The 17813-nt window shown below is 59.7% G+C and carries 13 protein-coding genes and 1 pseudogene; 12 read left to right on the top strand and 2 right to left on the bottom strand.

All coding sequences use genetic code 11. The annotated features are described in order from the left end of the window. Positions 1-187 precede the first annotated feature (187 nt). From Q1V60_RS23585 to Q1V60_RS23550, 8 genes and pseudogenes are all read left to right on the top strand, one after another. Positions 188-1816, top strand: a complete 1629-nt coding sequence (locus Q1V60_RS23585; protein WP_300635325.1) for an ABC transporter substrate-binding protein — start codon at positions 188-190, stop codon at positions 1814-1816. Between the two features lie 304 nt (positions 1817-2120). After that, positions 2121-3725, top strand: a complete 1605-nt coding sequence (locus tag Q1V60_RS23580) for an ABC transporter substrate-binding protein (protein WP_300635323.1) — start codon at positions 2121-2123, stop codon at positions 3723-3725. A 173-nt stretch (positions 3726-3898) separates the two neighbouring features. Further along, entirely contained in the window at positions 3899-5293 is a 1395-nt protein-coding gene (locus Q1V60_RS23575; RefSeq protein ID WP_300635321.1) for an OprD family outer membrane porin, read from the top strand. Positions 5294-5373: 80 nt separating this feature from the next. Beyond that, positions 5374-6971 (top strand): annotated as a pseudogene (locus Q1V60_RS23570) (ABC transporter substrate-binding protein). A gap of 75 nt (positions 6972-7046) precedes the next feature. Continuing rightward, on the top strand, positions 7047-8057 hold the full coding sequence (locus Q1V60_RS23565; RefSeq protein WP_003171721.1) for an ABC transporter permease subunit: 1011 nt from the start codon (positions 7047-7049) through the stop codon (positions 8055-8057). 10 nt (positions 8058-8067) lie between these two features. Continuing rightward, positions 8068-8979: an ABC transporter permease subunit gene (locus tag Q1V60_RS23560; protein ID WP_057724524.1), complete on the top strand. Its 912-nt coding sequence runs from the start codon at positions 8068-8070 to the stop codon at positions 8977-8979. Positions 8980-8989: 10 nt separating this feature from the next. Continuing rightward, positions 8990-9958: an ABC transporter ATP-binding protein gene (locus Q1V60_RS23555; RefSeq protein WP_300635316.1), complete on the top strand. Its 969-nt coding sequence runs from the start codon at positions 8990-8992 to the stop codon at positions 9956-9958. Continuing rightward, complete coding sequence (locus tag Q1V60_RS23550) at positions 9958-10929, top strand: peptide ABC transporter ATP-binding protein (protein ID WP_300635314.1); 972 nt, start codon at positions 9958-9960, stop codon at positions 10927-10929. Before Q1V60_RS23555 ends, Q1V60_RS23550 begins: the two co-directional genes overlap by 1 nt. A 679-nt stretch (positions 10930-11608) precedes the next feature. Here Q1V60_RS23550 and Q1V60_RS23545 read toward each other — a convergent pair. Together Q1V60_RS23545 and Q1V60_RS23540 are read right to left on the bottom strand one after the other, a co-directional pair. After that, positions 11609-11854 carry a hypothetical protein gene (locus Q1V60_RS23545; RefSeq protein WP_300635313.1) on the bottom strand — a complete coding sequence of 82 codons (246 nt, stop codon included), beginning with the start codon at positions 11852-11854 and terminating at the stop codon, positions 11609-11611. A 356-nt stretch (positions 11855-12210) separates the two neighbouring features. Continuing rightward, positions 12211-13794 (bottom strand): peptide chain release factor 3, encoded by a 1584-nt coding sequence (locus Q1V60_RS23540; protein WP_300635311.1) that lies wholly within the window; start codon positions 13792-13794, stop codon positions 12211-12213. A 358-nt stretch (positions 13795-14152) separates the two neighbouring features. Between Q1V60_RS23540 and Q1V60_RS23535 the strand changes: the two genes are divergently transcribed. Genes Q1V60_RS23535 through Q1V60_RS23520 form a run of 4 tightly spaced genes read left to right on the top strand, consistent with a single transcriptional unit; the run spans position 14153 to position 17580 of the window. Beyond that, positions 14153-14842 carry an ABC transporter permease gene (locus Q1V60_RS23535; RefSeq protein ID WP_300635346.1) on the top strand — a complete coding sequence of 230 codons (690 nt, stop codon included), beginning with the start codon at positions 14153-14155 and terminating at the stop codon, positions 14840-14842. A 19-nt stretch (positions 14843-14861) separates the two neighbouring features. After that, the gene (locus Q1V60_RS23530; RefSeq protein ID WP_300635309.1) at positions 14862-15758 is read left to right on the top strand and encodes a glycine betaine ABC transporter substrate-binding protein; all 897 of its coding nucleotides are present in this window, start codon (positions 14862-14864) and stop codon (positions 15756-15758) included. An 11-nt stretch (positions 15759-15769) separates the two neighbouring features. After that, the gene (locus Q1V60_RS23525) at positions 15770-16423 is read left to right on the top strand and encodes an ABC transporter permease (RefSeq protein WP_300635307.1); all 654 of its coding nucleotides are present in this window, start codon (positions 15770-15772) and stop codon (positions 16421-16423) included. Next, positions 16420-17580: an ABC transporter ATP-binding protein gene (locus tag Q1V60_RS23520; RefSeq protein WP_300635305.1), complete on the top strand. Its 1161-nt coding sequence runs from the start codon at positions 16420-16422 to the stop codon at positions 17578-17580. Before Q1V60_RS23525 ends, Q1V60_RS23520 begins: the two co-directional genes overlap by 4 nt. The last annotated feature ends 233 nt before the right edge of the window (positions 17581-17813 follow it).

Genomic DNA, 17813 nt, shown 5'->3' with positions numbered 1-17813 from the left:
AACCGTTAAACAGACGCATTTATGACGAAACTTTCATAAATGCGACATTCTTGTACGCCCGTCCCACTGTTTGGCCCTTGCAACCGTTCAACATCTTGCAATGGGTATGGCGCCTGCATAAGTATCCGCAGGCCGGCTCACGAGGTCGCCCTCACCACCAAAAATGACAACAAATCATGAGGCCAACATGCTTAAACACGCAGTCCTTCCGTTATTAGTGAGCGCGGGCCTTATGGCCGCAGCCCCTTTTGCCCAAGCGGCAACTAACCTGGTGTTCTGCTCCGAAGGGAGCCCGGCCGGTTTTGACCCAGGCCAGTACACCACCGGAACAGACTTCGATGCCTCGGCCGAAACCATGTTCAACCGCCTGAGCCAGTTCGAACGCGGCGGCACCGCCGTGATTCCTGGCCTCGCCACCAGCTGGGACGTGTCGCCGGACGGCCTGACGTATACCTTCCACCTTCGCGAAGGCGTCAAGTTCCACACCACCCCGTATTTCAAGCCGACTCGTGAATTTTCGGCCGACGACGTACTGTTCACGTTTAATCGGATGATCAATAAAGACGATCCGTTCCGTAAGGCCTACCCCACCGAGTTCCCGTATTTCACGGACATGGGGATGGACACCAACATCAAGAACATCGAAAAAATCGATGACCACACCGTCAAGTTCACCCTTGGCATCGTGGACGCCGCTTTTATTCAAAACATGGCCATGAGCTTCGCGTCGATCCAATCCGCCGAATACGCCGCGCAATTGTTGAAGGCAGGCAAACCCGCCGACATCAACCAGAAACCGGTCGGCACCGGTCCGTTCGTATTCAAGAGCTACCAGAAAGACTCGAACATCCGCTATACCGGCAACAAAGACTACTGGAAACCTGAAGACGTGAAGATCGATAACCTGATCTTTGCCATCACCACCGACCCGTCGGTACGTATCCAGAAGCTCAAGAAAAACGAATGCCAGGTCACCCTGTTCCCACGTCCGGCCGACCTCAAGGCGCTGGGCGAAGACAAGGACCTGAAACTGCCGCACCAGGCTGGTTTCAACCTGGGCTACGTGGCCTATAACGTGATGGACAAGGTCAAGGGCAGCGATCAGCCCAACCCGCTGGCAGACTTGCGCGTACGTCAGGCGCTGGACATGTCGGTGAACAAGCAACAGATCATCGACTCGGTGTACCAGGGTGCCGGTCAACTGGCTGTCAACGCCATGCCGCCGACCCAATGGTCCTACGACACCACCATCAAGGACGCCGCATACAATCCTGAGAAAGCCAAAGCGCTGCTCAAGGAAGCCGGCGTCAAGGAAGGTACCGAGATCGTTCTGTGGGCCATGCCGGTTCAGCGTCCGTACAACCCGAACGCCAAACTGATGGCTGAGATGCTGCAGAACGATTGGTCCAAGATCGGGCTGAAGGTCAAGATCACCAGCTACGAGTGGGGCGAGTACATCAAGCGCTCCAAAGGCGGTGAGAACCAGGCCATGATCATTGGTTGGAGCGGCGACAATGGTGACCCGGACAACTGGCTGAACGTGCTGTTCGGCTGCGACTCGCTGTCCGGCAACAACTTCTCCAAGTGGTGTGACAAGAAATTCGACGGCATCGTGAAAGAAGCCAAGGCCACATCCGATGTCGCCAAACGCACCGAGCTGTACAAGCAGGCGCAACATGTTCTGAAAGATGCAGTTCCGATGACACCCATCGCGCACTCGACGGTGTATCAACCCATGCGCAACACCGTGCAGGACTTCAAGATCAGCCCGTTTGGCTTGAACTCCTTCTACGGCGTCAGCGTAAGCGGTAAGTAAGGATTAATAACGGCGACGTTCGTAACGTCGCCGTTATTGCATCCGCCAGGCCCGTAGGAAACAGACCACATTTGCAAGCGTTGCCGTCCTACAGCAATGAATTGCGCTCCGTGTCTCCGTTACCTACAGGGTCAATCCGATTTGGCGCATTTACTGTGAAGTCCGCGACCCATAATGTCGTAGGAATGCAGAGGCGCCAATTTAGGAGAGGTACTTACCATTTGTGGGACCGGTGATGTCCCCCCGGCTATGTGCCTGAGGGATTGCTCGCTGTTGATAACTACAGACAAGGATCGGGATCGTCATGCGCCATACCACCGTTCTATCCGCAATTTTTGCCACCGGCCTGCTGGCTGTGGCCACGACGGCGCAGGCCGCCGACAAGAAGAGCCTGGTGTTCTGCTCCGAGGGCAGCCCGGCAGGCTTTGACACCGCGCAATACACCACCGCCACCGACAACGATGCCGCAGAGCCGTTGTACAACCGGCTGGTCGAGTTCGAAAAAGGCGCGACCGACGTAGTGCCTGGGCTGGCAGCCAAGTGGGATATCTCCGAAGACGGGCTCACCTACACCTTCCATCTGCGTGAAGGGGTGAAATTCCACAGCAACAAGGAATTCAAGCCGACACGGGATTTCAACGCCGACGACGTGCTGTTCACGTTCAACCGCATGCTTGACCCCGACCACCCGTTTCGCAAGGCCTACCCCACCGAGTTTCCGTATTTCAACGGGATGAGCCTGAACAAGAACATCGCCAAGGTCGAAAAAACCGACCCGCACACCGTGGTAATGACCTTGAACACGGTCGACGCCGCATTCGTGCAGAACATCGCCATGAGCTTCGCCGCGATCCTCTCGGCCGAGTACGCCGAGCAGTTGCTCAAGGAAGGCAAACCCAGCGATATCAACCAGAAGCCGATCGGCACTGGCCCGTTTGTGTTCCAGCGTTACCAGAAAGACTCGCAGATTCGTTATGTGGCAAACAAACAGTATTGGGACCCAAGCCGGGTCAAGCTCGATCAACTGATCTTCGCCATCAATACCGACGCGTCGGTGCGCGTGCAGAAACTCAAGGCCGGCGAATGCCAGGTCACCCTGCACCCGCGCCCGGCCGATGTGGACGCGCTCAAGGCCGACCCGAACCTGCAATTGCTGACCAAGCCCGGCTTCAACCTTGGCTACATCGCCTACAACGTACGCCACAAGCCGTTCGATCAGCTCGAAGTACGCCAGGCGCTGGACATGGCGGTGAACAAGCAGAGCATCCTCAATGCGGTGTACCAGGGCGCCGGGCAATTGGCGGTCAACAGCATGCCGCCGACCCAGTGGTCTTACGACGACACCATCAAGGACGCCGCCTACAACCCGGAAAAGGCCAAGGAACTGCTCAAGGCCGCCGGCGTGAAGGAAGGCACCGAGATCACCCTCTGGGCGATGCCGGTACAACGGCCGTACAACCCCAATGCCAAGCTGATGGCTGAAATGCTGCAGAACGATTGGGCCAAGATCGGCCTGAAAGTGAAGATCGTCAGCTACGAGTGGGGCGAATACATCAAGCGCACCAAGAACGGCGAGCACGATGTCAGCCTGATCGGCTGGACCGGCGACAACGGTGACCCGGACAACTGGCTGGGCACCCTCTACAGCTGCGATGCCATCGGCGGGAACAACTACTCCATGTGGTGTGACCCGGCCTACGACAAGCTGGTCAAGCAAGCCAAGGTCGTGACCGACCGTGAACAAAGGACTGTTCTGTACAAACAGGCGCAGCAACTGCTCAAGCAGCAGGTGCCGATCACGCCAATCGCCCACTCGACGGTCAACCAGCCGTTAAGCGCCAAAGTCGAAGGCTTCAAAGTGAGCCCTTTCGGCCGCAACGTGTTCTCGGGCGTCAGTATCACCCCATAAGAAAAAATAACCGGATTGCAGAGGGGCCAAGCTGGCCCTTCGGCAAACGTGCAGGCTTTTGTTGGGATTTTTCCTACGCCAAACGTTTGCAATAGCTTGAACGAGTTACACACCCAATAGCCGGTTCACCTAAAAAGACCGGCATTAAAAAGAGAACCAAAGGAGCTTCACCCATGAAACTGAGCAGCAAAGCGCTTCTGGCCCTGGCCATCAGCAGCATCACGGCCACCGCCTACGCTGAAACGCAGAGCCAGGACTTCGTTCCTACCACTCTGGCCGGCACCAGCGCCCAAAGCGAAGCCAAAGGCTTTATCGAAGATTTCAGCCTGGGCGGTACCACGCGTAACTGGTACTCCCATGAAAGCAAATACCGTGGGGGCACCTTCTCTTACCAGAAGCACGGCGAAACCCGTACCGACCGCAACCGTACCAACTGGGTACAGGGCACCATCCTCAACGCCAGCTCGGGTTTCACCCAGGGCACCGTAGGCGTCAAGACCGAAGTGGCGGTGTACAACGCACTGGTCCTGGACCGCAGCAAGCGTGATATCAAAGGCGGCTCCAACCGTACCCTGGCCGATTCCAATGGTGACGCCGTAGACCAGTGGAGCAAACTGGGCCTGGCCAACGTGCAGTTCCGCGTGTCCAACACCACCTTGACCGCCGGCCGTCAGAACTTCAGCAGCGGCATCGTCGACACCATCGGCAACCGTGCCCTGCCTTCAAGCTTCCAGGGTGTGAGCTTCAACAGCGAAGAGTTCAGCAACCTGTCGTTCCAGGGCGGTATTTTCGACCGCGTTTCCCCGCGTAGCGAACAGAGCCTGTCGAAATTCCGTACCGAGTACGGCAATGGCGCAGAAACCGACAAAGTCTCCACCCTGGGTGTGAACTACCAGCCGCTGAAAAGCCTGAAGACCAGCTTCTTCGCCGCCAACGTGAAGGACTTCTGGAACCAGTACTACTTCGGTGCTACCCACGAATTGGGCGACACTCAGCAACTGGGCCTGACCACCGGCTTCAACTACTACAAGACTGTCGATGAAGGCAAAAAAGAGATGGGGGAAATCGACAACGATACCTTCTCCCTCTCCCTGGGCCTGACCCACCAGGCACACAGCCTGACCTTCGGTTACCAGCAAGTGAACGGTAACGAGTACTTCGACTACCTGCACGAAACCAACGGCATCTACCTGGCCAACTCCCTGACCTCGGACTTCAACGGCCCGAACGAGAAGTCCTTCCAGGTCGCCTACGCCATCAACATGGCCGAATACGGCGTGCCAGGCCTGAAGTTCAACGCCTACTCGGCCCGCGGCTGGGGCATCGACGGTACTCACTACACCGGCAACAATGGCCGCGCCAAGTTCGCCTACGACGGCATCCAGTCCCAGGACGGCGAGAAGCATCAGGAATACGGTGTAGGCGCCTCTTACGCCCTGCAAAGCGGCCCACTCAAGGCCACTACCGTGCGCGCGACCTATGTTGAGCACCGTGGCAGCGAGTTCCAGTCCGACGGCAGCATCAAAGAGTTCCGTCTGGTCACCACCATCCCGTTCAACATTCTTTAATTAGCGCCAGTCAGACGGCGGGCTCAGGACGAGCCCGCCGTCTACGCGTTTCTGGCTCCATCGATTGCAGAGGGCTCTGAATGAAAATGCTCCCGTTACAAGCAGCCATGGCCGCAGCGCTGTTGAGCGTGGCCATCGGCGTTTCGGCCAAACCGCTGGTGGTCTGCACCGAAGCCAGCCCGGAAGGTTTTGACCCGGTCCTGTACACCACCGCCGTGACTGCTGACGCCGCTGCAGAAACCATGTTCAACCGCCTGGTGGACTTCAAGCCCGGCACCACCGAAGTGGTCCCGGCTTTGGCCAAGGATCTGCCGGAAATCAGCGCCGATGGCCTGACCTACACGTTCCACCTGCGTGACGACATCAAGTTCCACACCACCGACTATTTCAAACCCACGCGCAACATGAACGCCGACGATGTGCTTTGGAGCTTCCAGCGCCAGCTGGACCCGAATCACCCTTGGCATAAAAAGTCCAACGTGGGCTACCCGTACTTCGAAAGCATGGGCTTCAAGGAACTGCTCAAGAGCGTAGAGAAGACTGACGATCACACCGTCGTTTTCACCCTGACCCGTCCTGAAGCACCGTTCCTGGCCGACCTGGCCATGGCGTTTTCCTCGATCCACTCCGCCGAATACGCTGACCAGTTGCTCAAGTCCGGCAAGACCGATGACCTGAACGCCAAGCCGATCGGCACCGGGCCGTTCATATTCACTCGTTACGCCAAAGACGCCCAGGTGCGCTTCAAGGCCAACCCGGAGTACTTCCGTGGCAAGCCGCCGGCCGATCCGCTGATCCTGGCGATCACCACCGACAACAACGTGCGCCTGCAAAAGCTCAAGGCCAACGAGTGCCAGATCGCGCTGTATCCCAAGCCCGATGACGTGCCGAGCGTCAAGGCCGACCCGAACCTTAAAGTCGATGAACTGGCGGCCATGACCACCAGTTACACCGCGATGAACACCACCCACAAGTACATGAGCGACGCGCGGGTGCGTCACGCGATCAACATTGCGTTCGACAAGTCCGGCTACACCGACGCCCTGTACGGCAAAGGCAATGCGGTGGTGGGCACTGGCCCGTATCCACCGACCCTGCTGGGCTTCAGTGACAAGATCAAGAACCCGCTCCGGGACCTGGACAAAGCCCGCGCCCTGCTCAAGGAGGCCGGCGTACCCGAAGGCACCGAGTTCACCCTGTTCACCCGTAACGGCGGTGGCCCGACCAACCCCAACCCAATGCTCGGCGCCCAGCGCATGCAGGCGGACTTGGCCCAGATTGGCCTGAAGGTCAATATCAAGGTCATGGAATGGGGCGAAATGCTCAAGCGCGCCAAAGCCGGAGAACACGACATGGTGTCCGCCGGTTGGGCTGGGGATAACGGGGACCCGGATAACTTCCTCACCCAAACCTGAGTTGCGATGCGGCGAAAAACGGCGAAAACTACGCCCGCTGGTGTAACAAGGAGTTTCAAGGTTTGATCGACAAAGCGCGCGCAATCGCTGAACCCGCACAACGCGCTGCACTCTATGAACAAGCCCTGGACGTTTTCGACAAGGACCAACCATGGATTCCCATGGCTTACCCGAAAATGTTTACCGCCATGCGCAAGAACGTCGAGGGTTATACCCAAAGCCCTCTGACCACCAATAACTTCGCCACCACCCAGGTGAAGTAATAAGAAAAACGCTCGGCGCCGTCGCTATTGACGGCGCCGAACCTGCCTAACCGGCTGATTGAGGTATACACCAAGATGTTTAGTTTTATTGCCCGCCGACTGGGGTTACTGATCCCCACGTTCTTCGGCATCACGTTGCTGACGTTTGCGTTGATTCGCATGATTCCAGGCGACCCCGTAGAAGTCATGATGGGCGAGCGGCGGGTTGACCCCGAAATGCACGCTCAGGCAATGGAGCGCCTTGGCCTTAACAAGCCGCTGTATGCGCAATACCTGGATTACGTCGGCAAGCTCGCCCAGGGCGACCTTGGCGAATCGCTGCGCACCCGCACCAGCGTGTGGACCGAGTTCACCGCACTCTTTCCGGCGACCCTGGAACTGTCCATGGCCGCCCTGTTGTTCGCCGGTATCCTGGGCCTGCTGGCCGGGGTGATCGCGGCACTCAAGCGAGGATCCCTGTTCGACCATGGGGTGATGGGCATCTCCCTGGCGGGCTATTCGATGCCAATCTTCTGGTGGGGCCTGATCCTGATCATGTTCTTCTCGGTAAGCCTGGGCTGGACCCCGGTTTCCGGGCGTATCGACCTGCTTTACGACATCGAGCCGCGCACCGGCTTCATGCTCATCGACACGCTGCTGGCCGACGAGCCGGACGCGTTCTGGGACGCTCTGCACCACCTGATCCTGCCGGCCATCGTATTGGGCACCATCCCGCTGGCGGTGATTGCGCGGATGACCCGTTCCTCGATGCTTGAAGTGCTGCGCGAAGACTACATCCGTACCGCCAAGGCCAAGGGCCTGTCGCCGGCGCGCGTGGTGTTCGTACACGGCCTGCGCAACGCGCTGATCCCGGTATTGACCGTGGTCGGCCTGCAAGTCGGCACGCTGCTGGCCGGCGCCGTACTGACCGAAACCATCTTCTCGTGGCCCGGCATCGGCAAATGGCTGATCGAAGCCATTGGCGCGCGGGACTACCCGGTGGTGCAAAACGGCATTCTGTTGATCGCCTGCCTGGTGATCCTGGTGAACTTCGTGGTGGATATCCTCTACGGCTTCGCCAACCCACGCATCCGTCACCAGCGCTGAGATCATGACCATGACTACCTCTACTCCAGTGTCAGCAGTCGATCAGAGCCTGCTGTACCCGTCTCCGTACAAAGAATTCTGGCAAGCCTTCTCCAAGAACAAAGGCGCGGTTGCCGGCCTGCTGTTCATGCTGCTGATCGTGTTCTGCGCGATCTTCGCGCCGTGGGTAGCGCCCCATAACCCGAGCGAGCAATACCGCGACTTCCTGCTCACACCGCCGTCGTGGCTCGAAGGCGGGCAGATCCAGTTCCTGCTGGGCACCGACGAACTGGGCCGCGACTTGCTCTCGCGCCTGATCCAGGGTTCGCGCCTGTCGCTGTTGATCGGTTTGTCGTCGGTGGTGATGTCGCTGATCCCCGGGATCCTGCTGGGACTGTTCGCCGGGTTCTTCCCGCGCCTGCTCGGCCCGACCATCATGCGCCTGATGGACATCATGCTGGCCCTGCCCTCGCTGCTGCTGGCTGTTGCCATCGTCGCGATCCTCGGCCCTGGCCTGATCAACACCGTGATCGCCATCGCCATTGTGTCGCTGCCATCCTACGTGCGTCTGACCCGCGCTGCGGTGATGGGCGAACTGAACCGCGACTACGTGACTGCCGCCCGCCTCGCCGGCGCCGGCCTGCCACGCCTGATGTTCATCACCGTGCTGCCCAACTGCATGGCGCCGCTGATCGTACAGGCGACCTTGAGCTTTTCCTCGGCGATTCTCGATGCCGCGGCCCTGGGCTTCCTTGGCCTCGGCGTACAACCGCCAACGCCTGAGTGGGGCACCATGCTGGCTTCGGCCCGTGATTACATCGAACGCGCCTGGTGGGTCGTGAGCCTGCCTGGACTGACCATTTTGCTCAGCGTGCTGGCAATCAACTTGATGGGTGATGGCCTGCGCGACGCGCTGGACCCGAAACTCAAGAACGCCGCCTGAGGAGATTCCCATGTCACTGTTAGAAATCAAGAATCTCAACGTTCGCTTCGGCGACGCAACCGCCGTACCGGTGGTCGACGGCCTCGACATTTCGGTCGACAAGGGCGAAGTCCTGGCGATCGTTGGCGAGTCGGGCTCGGGTAAATCCGTGACCATGATGGCGCTGATGGGCCTGATCGAGCACCCCGGCATCGTCACCGCCGATGCGCTGAACTTCGACGGCAAGGACATGCTCAAGCTGAGCAACCGTCAGCGCCGCCAGATCGTCGGCAAAGACCTGGCGATGGTGTTCCAGGACCCGATGACGGCGCTGAACCCCAGCTACACCGTGGGTTTCCAGATTGAAGAAGTGCTGCGCCTGCACCTGAAAATGTCCGGCAAGCAAGCGCGCAAGCGGGCCATCGAACTGCTGGAAAAGGTCGAAATCCCGGGCGCCGCCAGCCGTATGGATGCCTACCCGCATCAATTGTCCGGCGGTATGAGCCAGCGCGTCGCCATCGCCATGGCAATTGCCGGCGAGCCGAAACTGCTGATCGCGGATGAGCCCACCACCGCGCTGGACGTGACCATCCAGGCGCAGATCATGGACCTGCTGCTGGCCCTGCAGAAAGAGCAGAACATGGGCCTGGTGCTGATCACCCATGACCTCGCGGTGGTGGCTGAAACTGCCCAGCGCGTGTGTGTGATGTATGCCGGCCAGGCCGTGGAAGTCGGCCAGGTGCCGCAGCTGTTCGACATCCCGGCCCACCCGTACAGCGAAGCGCTGCTCAAGGCGATCCCGGAACACAGCCTGGGCGCCACGCGGCTGGCCACGCTGCCGGGTATCGTGCCCGGTCGTTATGACCGCCCGCAGGGCTGCCTGCTGTCGCCGCGCTGCCCGTATGTACGCGATAACTGCCGCACCGAGCGCCCGGCTCTGGACCCGAAAACCAACAGCCTCGCGCGTTGCTTCTACCCCTTGAACCAGGAGGTGGCGTAATGGCCGTCGTTCTTACCGCCCGCGACCTGACCCGTCACTACGAAGTGTCCCGTGGCCTGTTCAAGGGCCACGCCACCGTGCGTGCCCTTAATGGCGTGTCGTTCGAGCTGGAAGCCGGCAAAACCCTCGCCGTGGTAGGCGAGTCGGGTTGCGGTAAATCCACCCTGGCTCGCGCCCTCACACTGATCGAAGAGCCATCTTCGGGCTCGCTTAAAATCGCCGGCCAGGAAGTGGCCGGCGCCGACAAGGCCCAGCGCAAGCAATTGCGCAAAGACGTGCAGATGGTGTTCCAGAGCCCGTATGCCTCGTTGAACCCACGCCAGAAGGTTGGTGACCAACTCGGCGAGCCGCTGCTGATCAACACCAGCCTGTCCGCCGCCGAACGCCGTGAAAAAGTGCAGGCGATGATGAAGCAAGTGGGCCTGCGCCCCGAGCATTATCAGCGCTACCCGCACATGTTCTCCGGCGGTCAGCGTCAGCGTATCGCCCTGGCCCGGGCAATGATGCTGCAACCCAAAGTGCTGGTGGCGGATGAACCGACCTCGGCGCTGGACGTGTCGATCCAGGCCCAGGTGCTCAACCTGTTCATGGATTTGCAGCAGGAATTCAACACCGCCTACGTGTTCATCTCTCACAACCTGGCGGTGGTGCAACACGTTGCCGATGATGTGATGGTGATGTACCTCGGCCGCCCGGTGGAAGTGGGCCCCAAGGAAGACATCTACGCCCGCCCCCTGCACCCGTATACCCAGGCGCTGCTGTCGGCCACACCGACCATTCATCCGGACCCGAACAAGCCGAAGATCAAGATCGTCGGTGAACTGCCCAACCCGCTGAACCCGCCGTCTGGCTGTGCGTTCCACAAGCGTTGCCCGTATGCCACGGCGCGCTGCAGCACCGATGAGCCGTTGTTGCGGCCGCTGGATAATCGGCAGGTGGCTTGCCACTACGCGGAGCAGTTCATCGCCTGAGGCAACACCGCTCCCCAATGTGGTACAGCTTGTGTGGCGGTGGTACAGCTTGTGTGGCGGGTGGTACAGCTTGTGTGGCGGTTGGTACAGCTTGTGTGGCGAGGGAGCTTGCTCCCGCTGGGTGCGAAGCGCCCCCAAAGCGGGCGACTGCTGCGCAGTCGAACGGGAGCAAGCTCCCTCGCCACAACAAGCTCGCTCCTACAGAGGGGGCTGTATAAATGCGTTCTACAGCCCTTCCCGTCAGGTTGCGCATCAGCCTGGCGGGAGGGGCTTCTTTTTGCGCGCAGCCTACGTTTGACTGTCACCTTCATCGTCCGAGCTGTCGCTGTCCTGCTCGTCAGTGGTGGAGTCATCGTCATATTCGCTGCCGCCCTGGCGCTGGTCTCCAGGTTTCAGGCTTCAGGCTTCAGGTTTCAGGCTTCAGGCTTCAGGCTTCAGGCTTCAGGCTTCAGGTTTCAGGTTTCAGGCTTCAGGCTTCAGGCTTCAGGCTTCAGGCTTCAGGCTTCAGGTTTCAGGTTTCAGGTTTCAGGTTTCAGGCTTCAGGCTTCAGGTTTCAGGCTTCAGGCTTCAGGCTTCAGGTTTCAGGTTTCAGGTTTCAGGCTTCAGGCTTCAGGCTTCAGGCTTCAGGCTTCAGGTTTCAGGTTTCAGGTTTCAGGCTTCAGGCTTCAGGTTTCAGGCTTCAGGTTTCGCCGTCGTCGAAGGTCTCACTGTCTTCGCCTTCGTTGACAGGGTTTTCCGGATCTTTAACGTCCGTGGGCTGGGGCTGCGGTTTCCAGCTGCCGGAGTTGACCTCTTGCTGCTTTTTCTTGGTGACCGGGCCGGTGTCTTTCCATTGGGGTGTTCCTGCGCCTGCCTGCGCTGGGGCGCTCGATAATCCCAGGGTGGCGAGCAATACCAGGAAAATAAGGCGCTCAATACTAGGCACGGTGTTCCCCTAATCTGTCATTGGAAAGAGAAACGCTAGACCGGATGCCAAATTCTCGCCAGTGCCATGACGAACGAAGATCAACATGTGGGAGCGGGCTTGAGCTTGAACTCACTCGAATAAGATTTACGCATATCCAAACACCTCAAATTCGGCCGCTATCATAGCGCCCGAATGAAGTGTCCAAAATCATTAGGCCAGTTCAGCTTGCTCGCGAAGGCGGTGTGTCATTCTTCAGATGTATTGACTGGTCCGCCGCTTTCGCGAACAAGCCCGCTCGCACATTTCTTGATTTGCGCCAGCCAATAAAAAAGGCGAAGCCATGACAGCTTCGCCTCTTGTCTACCACTCAATCCCTAATGATGCTCACGGGTCGCGCGGAATTTCACATCCGGCCAGCGCTCTTCCATCAGCGCCAGGTTGACCCGGGTCGGGGCCAGGTAGGTCAAATGCCCACCGCCGTCCACCGCGAGGTTTTCCACAGCCTTGTTGGAGAACTCTTCCAGCTTCTTCTTATCGCTGCACTCGATCCAGCGCGCCGAATACACGGTGATCGGCTCGTAGGAGCATTCGACCTTGTATTCCTCTTTCAAGCGGCTGGCGACCACGTCGAACTGCAGCACACCCACGGCGCCGAGGATGATGTCGTTGCTGCGCTCGGGGAAGAACACCTGGGTGGCGCCTTCTTCGGCCAACTGCTGCAAGCCCTGGCGCAGTTGCTTGGATTTCAGCGGGTCGCGCAGGCGTACGCGGCGGAACAGTTCCGGGGCGAAGTGCGGGATACCGGTGAAGCCCAGCGCTTCGCCTTCGGTGAAGGTGTCGCCGATCTGGATGGTGCCGTGGTTGTGCAGGCCGATGATGTCGCCGGCGTAGGCTTCTTCAAGCTGTTCACGCTCGGAGGAGAAGAACGTCAGGGCGTCGCCGATGCGCACGTCCTTGCCGGTGCGCACGTGGCGCATCTTCATGCCTTTTTCGTAGCGGCCGGAGCAGATACGCATGAAGGCGATACGGTCGCGGTGCTTGGGGTCCATGTTCGCCTGGATCTTGAACACGAAACCGGCGAATTTCTCTTCGACCGGCTCGACGGTGCGTTCGTTGGCAACGCGGGCCAGCGGGGGTGGGGCCCAGTTCACCACGGCGTCGAGTACGTGATCAACGCCGAAGTTGCCCAGGGCGGTCCCGAAGAACACCGGGGTCAGTTGGCCGTCGAGGAATTCCTGCTGGTTGAACGCATGGCAGGCGCCCTGCACCAGTTCCAGCTGGTCGACAAAGCGGTCGTACTCATCGCCCAGGTGGGCGCGGGCTTCGTCCGAGTCGAGCTTCTCGATGATCTTGGTTTCGGTGCGTTCATGACCGTGGCCGGCGGTGTAGACGATGATGTAGTCGTCGGCCAGGTGGTACACGCCCTTGAAGTCGCGGTAGCAACCAATCGGCCAGGTGATCGGCGCGGCCTTGATCTTCAGGACGGCTTCGATTTCATCCAACAGCTCGATGGGGTCGCGGATATCGCGGTCGAGTTTGTTGATGAAGCTGACAATCGGCGTGTCGCGCAAACGGCACACGTCCATCAGCGCGATGGTGCGCGGCTCGACGCCTTTACCGCCGTCAAGGACCATCAGCGCCGAGTCGACCGCGGTGAGGGTGCGGTAGGTGTCTTCGGAGAAGTCTTCGTGACCCGGGGTGTCGAGCAGGTTGACCATGTGGTCGCGATACGGGAACTGCATGACCGACGTGGTAATGGAAATACCCCGCTGCTTTTCCATCTCCATCCAGTCGGATGTCGCATGACGGTCGGATTTGCGGGATTTCACCGTGCCGGCCACCGCGATTGCCTTGCCCATCAGCAACAGCTTTTCGGTGATGGTGGTTTTACCGGCATCGGGGTGGGAAATAATGGCGAAAGTGCGGCGTTTCGCGACTTCGGCGGCCTGGTGGGTCATGGGAAATCGCCTGGCAGGTGAGTCAAAAAAGGGCGGCGAGTATAGCGCAAACCCAGGGTTACGGACCACCGTTGAGCCCATTGGGGGTGGCTAAATGCTCCCCAGTGTGGAACCTTTTAAAAGGTAGAGACGTCCACTCCCCTGCTAACGCACTCGGAACAGGGGCTGAAAAATCAGCAAGTTAGCCTGACGAGGCTGCGCTTATGGCTCGAACTCATGCCGCTTTTGACGGCATTGGCGAGCCGCATTTCGCGATCACATTGCGCTGACAGCCAGCTATGGCATGCCACGCGGGAATGTGTTCGTCGACAGAAGAAAAAGGAGTCCGCCTGTGGCTATTCGCTATGGCAAAGGGCTTATGGGAGCAGCGGTTGTCGTCGCGCTCCTGGCCCTGCTGGTCCACTGGATCGGCATCAACACGATCGAACTGTACCGCGACGATTTGTTGTTTTACCTGCAAGCTCATCTGATTCTCGTCCTAGTCTCCATGCTGGCCGCCCTGATTGTGGGGATCCCCGCCGGTATCCTGCTCAGTCGACCGAACATGGTCGCACGTGCAGAACGCTTCATGCAGATCTTCAACATCGGCAACACCGTCCCTCCCCTGGCCGTACTGGCCATCGCCCTCGGCGTCCTCGGCATCGGCAGCGGCCCGGCAATCTTCGCGCTGTTCCTCGCCTCCCTCCTGCCCATTGTGCGTAACACGTACGAAGGCCTGAAAAATGTGCAGGGCTCTCTCAAGGAAGCCGCCACCGGCATCGGCATGACGCCACGCCAGGTGCTGTTTCGCGTGGAGTTGCCCAACGCTGTGCCGATCATCATCGGTGGCGTGCGCGTGGCCCTGGCGATCAACGTCGGTACCGCGCCGCTGGCGTTCCTGATCGGCGCCAACAGCCTGGGCAGCCTGATCTTCCCCGGCATCGCCCTGAACAACCAGCCGCAACTGCTGCTCGGCGCCGCGTGCACCGCGCTGCTGGCGTTGCTGCTCGATGGCCTGGTGACCATGGCCAGCCGCCTCTGGCTGGAACGCGGGTTGCGCCCGTCTTAAGGCCTGGTAAGGAATCGACATGAAAAAACTAAGCTTGATATTAGGCTGCGTCCTGCTGTTCGCAGGTATTGCGCAAGCCGCTGAAAAACCGCTGATCCGCATTGGCGCCCGGGTATTCACCGAGCAGACCCTGCTGGCCGAAATCACTTCCCAGTACCTGCGCACCAAGGGCTACGACGCCCGCGTGACCGGTGGCCTGGGCAGCAACCTGGCGCGCAGTGCTCAGGAAAGCGGGCAACTGGACCTGCTCTGGGAATACACCGGCGTGTCGCTGGTGGCTTACAACCACATCGACGAGAAGCTCGACAGCGCACAGTCCTACGCTCGAGTGAAAGAACTCGACGCGAAAAAAGGCCTGGTCTGGCTGTCGCCGTCGCGCTTCAGCAACACCTACGCCCTGGCGTTGCCGGAGAATGTCGCGAAGCAACACCCCCAGATCAACAGCATCAGTGACCTCACCCAAGCCATGGCCGCAGACACCCGGGAACACCGCCTGGTCGCCCTGGACACCGAGTTCGCCAACCGTTCCGACGGCCTGGCCGGCATGGTCAAGCTGTATGACATGAACCTTACGCGCGAAAACACCCGGCAGATGGACGCCGGGCTGGTTTACACCGCGCTGCGCAATGGCCAAGTGTTTGCCGGCCTGGTCTACACCACCGACGGTCGCCTGACCGCGTTCAAACTCAAGCTGCTCGAAGACGACAAACACTACTTCCCGGACTACACCGCCGCCCCGGTGATCCGCCAGGAGTTCCTCGACCAGCACCCGCAACTGGCTGCCGACCTCAAACCGCTGGCCGCGCTGTTCGACGACGAAACCATGCGCCAACTGAATGCGCGGGTCGACGTCGATCATGAAAGCCCGTCCGCTGTTGCCGCAGATTTCCTGCGCCAGCATCCGATCAACCCATAAGAGGAAAAGACATGGAATTTCTGAACGCCTTTTCCCATCTTGATTGGGCCCAAGTCCTGCATCTGACGTGGCAGCACATCACCCTGGTCGGCATCGCGGTCATCCTTGCGATCCTGATCGGCGTGCCCCTGGGCATTCTGATGACGCGCTTCCCAACCCTGGCCGGCCCGCTGCAGGCCAGCGCCACGGTGCTGCTGACCGTACCGTCGATCGCGCTGTTCGGCCTGCTGCTGCCGTTCTATTCCAAGTTCGGCCAGGGCCTGGGGCCAATGCCGGCGATCACCGCCGTGTTCCTCTATTCCCTGCTGCCGATCATGCGTAACACCTTTCTGGCGCTCACCGGTGTTGAGCCGGGCATTCGCGAAGCCGCCAAAGGCATTGGCATGACCTTCGGCCAGCGCCTGCGCATGGTCGAACTGCCGATTGCCGTGCCGGTGATCCTGGCGGGTGTGCGCACTGCGGTGGTGATGAACATTGGTGTGATGACCATCGCCGCCACCATCGGCGCCGGTGGCCTGGGTGTACTTATTCTGGCTGCCATCAGCCGCAGCGACATGTCGATGCTGATCGTCGGCGCCGTACTGGTCAGTCTCCTGGCCATCTTCGCCGACCTGCTCCTGCAATGGCTGCAACGCTCGCTGACTCCAAAAGGATTGCTCAAATGATCGAACTTCAAAATCTGTCCAAGACTTTTCAAAGCAACGGCAAGACTGTCACCGCCGTCAACGATGTAAGCCTGACCGTCAACGAAGGCGAAATTTGCGTATTCCTCGGCCCTTCGGGCTGCGGTAAAAGTACGACGCTGAAAATGATCAACCGCCTGATCAAGCCCAGCTCGGGCAAAATCCTGATCAACGGCGAAGACACCACCGACCTCGATGAAGTGACCTTGCGTCGCAATATCGGCTACGTGATCCAGCAGATCGGCCTGTTTCCGAACATGACCATCGAAGAAAACATCGTGGTGGTGCCCAAGCTGCTCGGCTGGGACAAGCAGAAATGCCACGACCGCGCCCGCGAGCTGATGAGCATGATCAAGCTGGAGCCCAAGCAGTACCTGCACCGCTACCCGCGTGAATTGTCGGGTGGGCAGCAACAGCGTATCGGCGTTATCCGCGCCCTGGCGGCCGATGCGCCGTTGCTGCTGATGGATGAACCCTTCGGCGCGGTCGACCCGATCAACCGCGAGATGATCCAGAACGAGTTCTTCGAGATGCAGCGTGCGCTGAACAAGACCGTGATCATGGTCAGCCACGACATCGACGAGGCCATCAAGCTGGGGGACAAGATTGCGATCTTCCGCGCCGGCAAGCTGCTGCAGATCGACCATCCCGATACGCTGCTGGCGCACCCGGCCGATGAGTTCGTCAGCAGCTTCGTGGGCCAGGACAGCACCCTCAAGCGCCTGCTGCTGGTGAAGGCCGAAGATGCGGCAGACAACGCGCCCTCGGTGAGCCCGGAAACTCCGGTGGCCGATGCGCTGGAACTGATGGACGAGCACGACCGCCGCTATGTGGTGGTGACCTGCTCCGAGAATAAGGCGCTGGGCTATGTACGCCGTCGCGACCTGCACCGTCAGACCGGTACCTGCGGCCAGTACCTGCGCGAGTTCAACGCCACGGCGGCGTATGACGAGCACCTGCGCATCCTGCTGTCGCGCATGTACGAGTTCAACCGCTCGTGGTTGCCGGTGATGGATGCCGAGCGGGTGTTTTTGGGTGAGGTGACACAGGAGTCGATTGCCGAGTACCTGAGCTCCGGCAAGTCCCGTGGGGGCAAGACCAGCATCGTGTCGCCGGCGGAAACCGCTGGCCTGATCTGACACAACTCAGTCCGAAATGCGGGAGCGGGCTTGCCCTAATGCCAGTCAGTTAAGCGCTAAAGCAGAAAAACCTGCGACCTGTGGCGAGGGAGCTGAACTGGTCAAGTAATTTTGGACACTGATTACGGTTCACGCCGCCAACCTTTCCTTCATGACCGGCGACCGGTAGTCGTTATAGCTGTGAGGCCTGCTGATGTTGTAGCGAGAGACATAGCGCTGTACGTCTGCTCGGG

Source organism: Pseudomonas sp., assembly GCF_030147005.1.
Classification (GTDB): domain Bacteria; phylum Pseudomonadota; class Gammaproteobacteria; order Pseudomonadales; family Pseudomonadaceae; genus Aquipseudomonas.
Note: the sequence above shows the minus strand (reverse complement) of the source record. Positions and strands in the feature narration are given on the sequence as shown.

Excerpts from the sequence above, each read along its gene's own strand:
- Q1V60_RS23565 (WP_003171721.1), top strand. The coding sequence starts at position 7,047 with ATGTTTAGTTTTATTGCCCGCCGACTGGGGTTACTGATCCCCACGTTC.
- Q1V60_RS23585 (WP_300635325.1), top strand. The coding sequence starts at position 188 with ATGCTTAAACACGCAGTCCTTCCGTTATTAGTGAGCGCGGGCCTTATG.
- Q1V60_RS23560 (WP_057724524.1), top strand. The coding sequence starts at position 8,068 with ATGACTACCTCTACTCCAGTGTCAGCAGTCGATCAGAGCCTGCTGTAC.
- Q1V60_RS23555 (WP_300635316.1), top strand. The coding sequence starts at position 8,990 with ATGTCACTGTTAGAAATCAAGAATCTCAACGTTCGCTTCGGCGACGCA.
- Q1V60_RS23525 (WP_300635307.1), top strand. The coding sequence starts at position 15,770 with ATGGAATTTCTGAACGCCTTTTCCCATCTTGATTGGGCCCAAGTCCTG.
- Q1V60_RS23540 (WP_300635311.1), bottom strand. The coding sequence starts at position 13,794 with ATGACCCACCAGGCCGCCGAAGTCGCGAAACGCCGCACTTTCGCCATT.
- Q1V60_RS23530 (WP_300635309.1), top strand. The coding sequence starts at position 14,862 with ATGAAAAAACTAAGCTTGATATTAGGCTGCGTCCTGCTGTTCGCAGGT.
- Q1V60_RS23580 (WP_300635323.1), top strand. The coding sequence starts at position 2,121 with ATGCGCCATACCACCGTTCTATCCGCAATTTTTGCCACCGGCCTGCTG.
- Q1V60_RS23520 (WP_300635305.1), top strand. The coding sequence starts at position 16,420 with ATGATCGAACTTCAAAATCTGTCCAAGACTTTTCAAAGCAACGGCAAG.
- Q1V60_RS23575 (WP_300635321.1), top strand. The coding sequence starts at position 3,899 with ATGAAACTGAGCAGCAAAGCGCTTCTGGCCCTGGCCATCAGCAGCATC.
- Q1V60_RS23550 (WP_300635314.1), top strand. The coding sequence starts at position 9,958 with ATGGCCGTCGTTCTTACCGCCCGCGACCTGACCCGTCACTACGAAGTG.
- Q1V60_RS23535 (WP_300635346.1), top strand. The coding sequence starts at position 14,153 with ATGGGAGCAGCGGTTGTCGTCGCGCTCCTGGCCCTGCTGGTCCACTGG.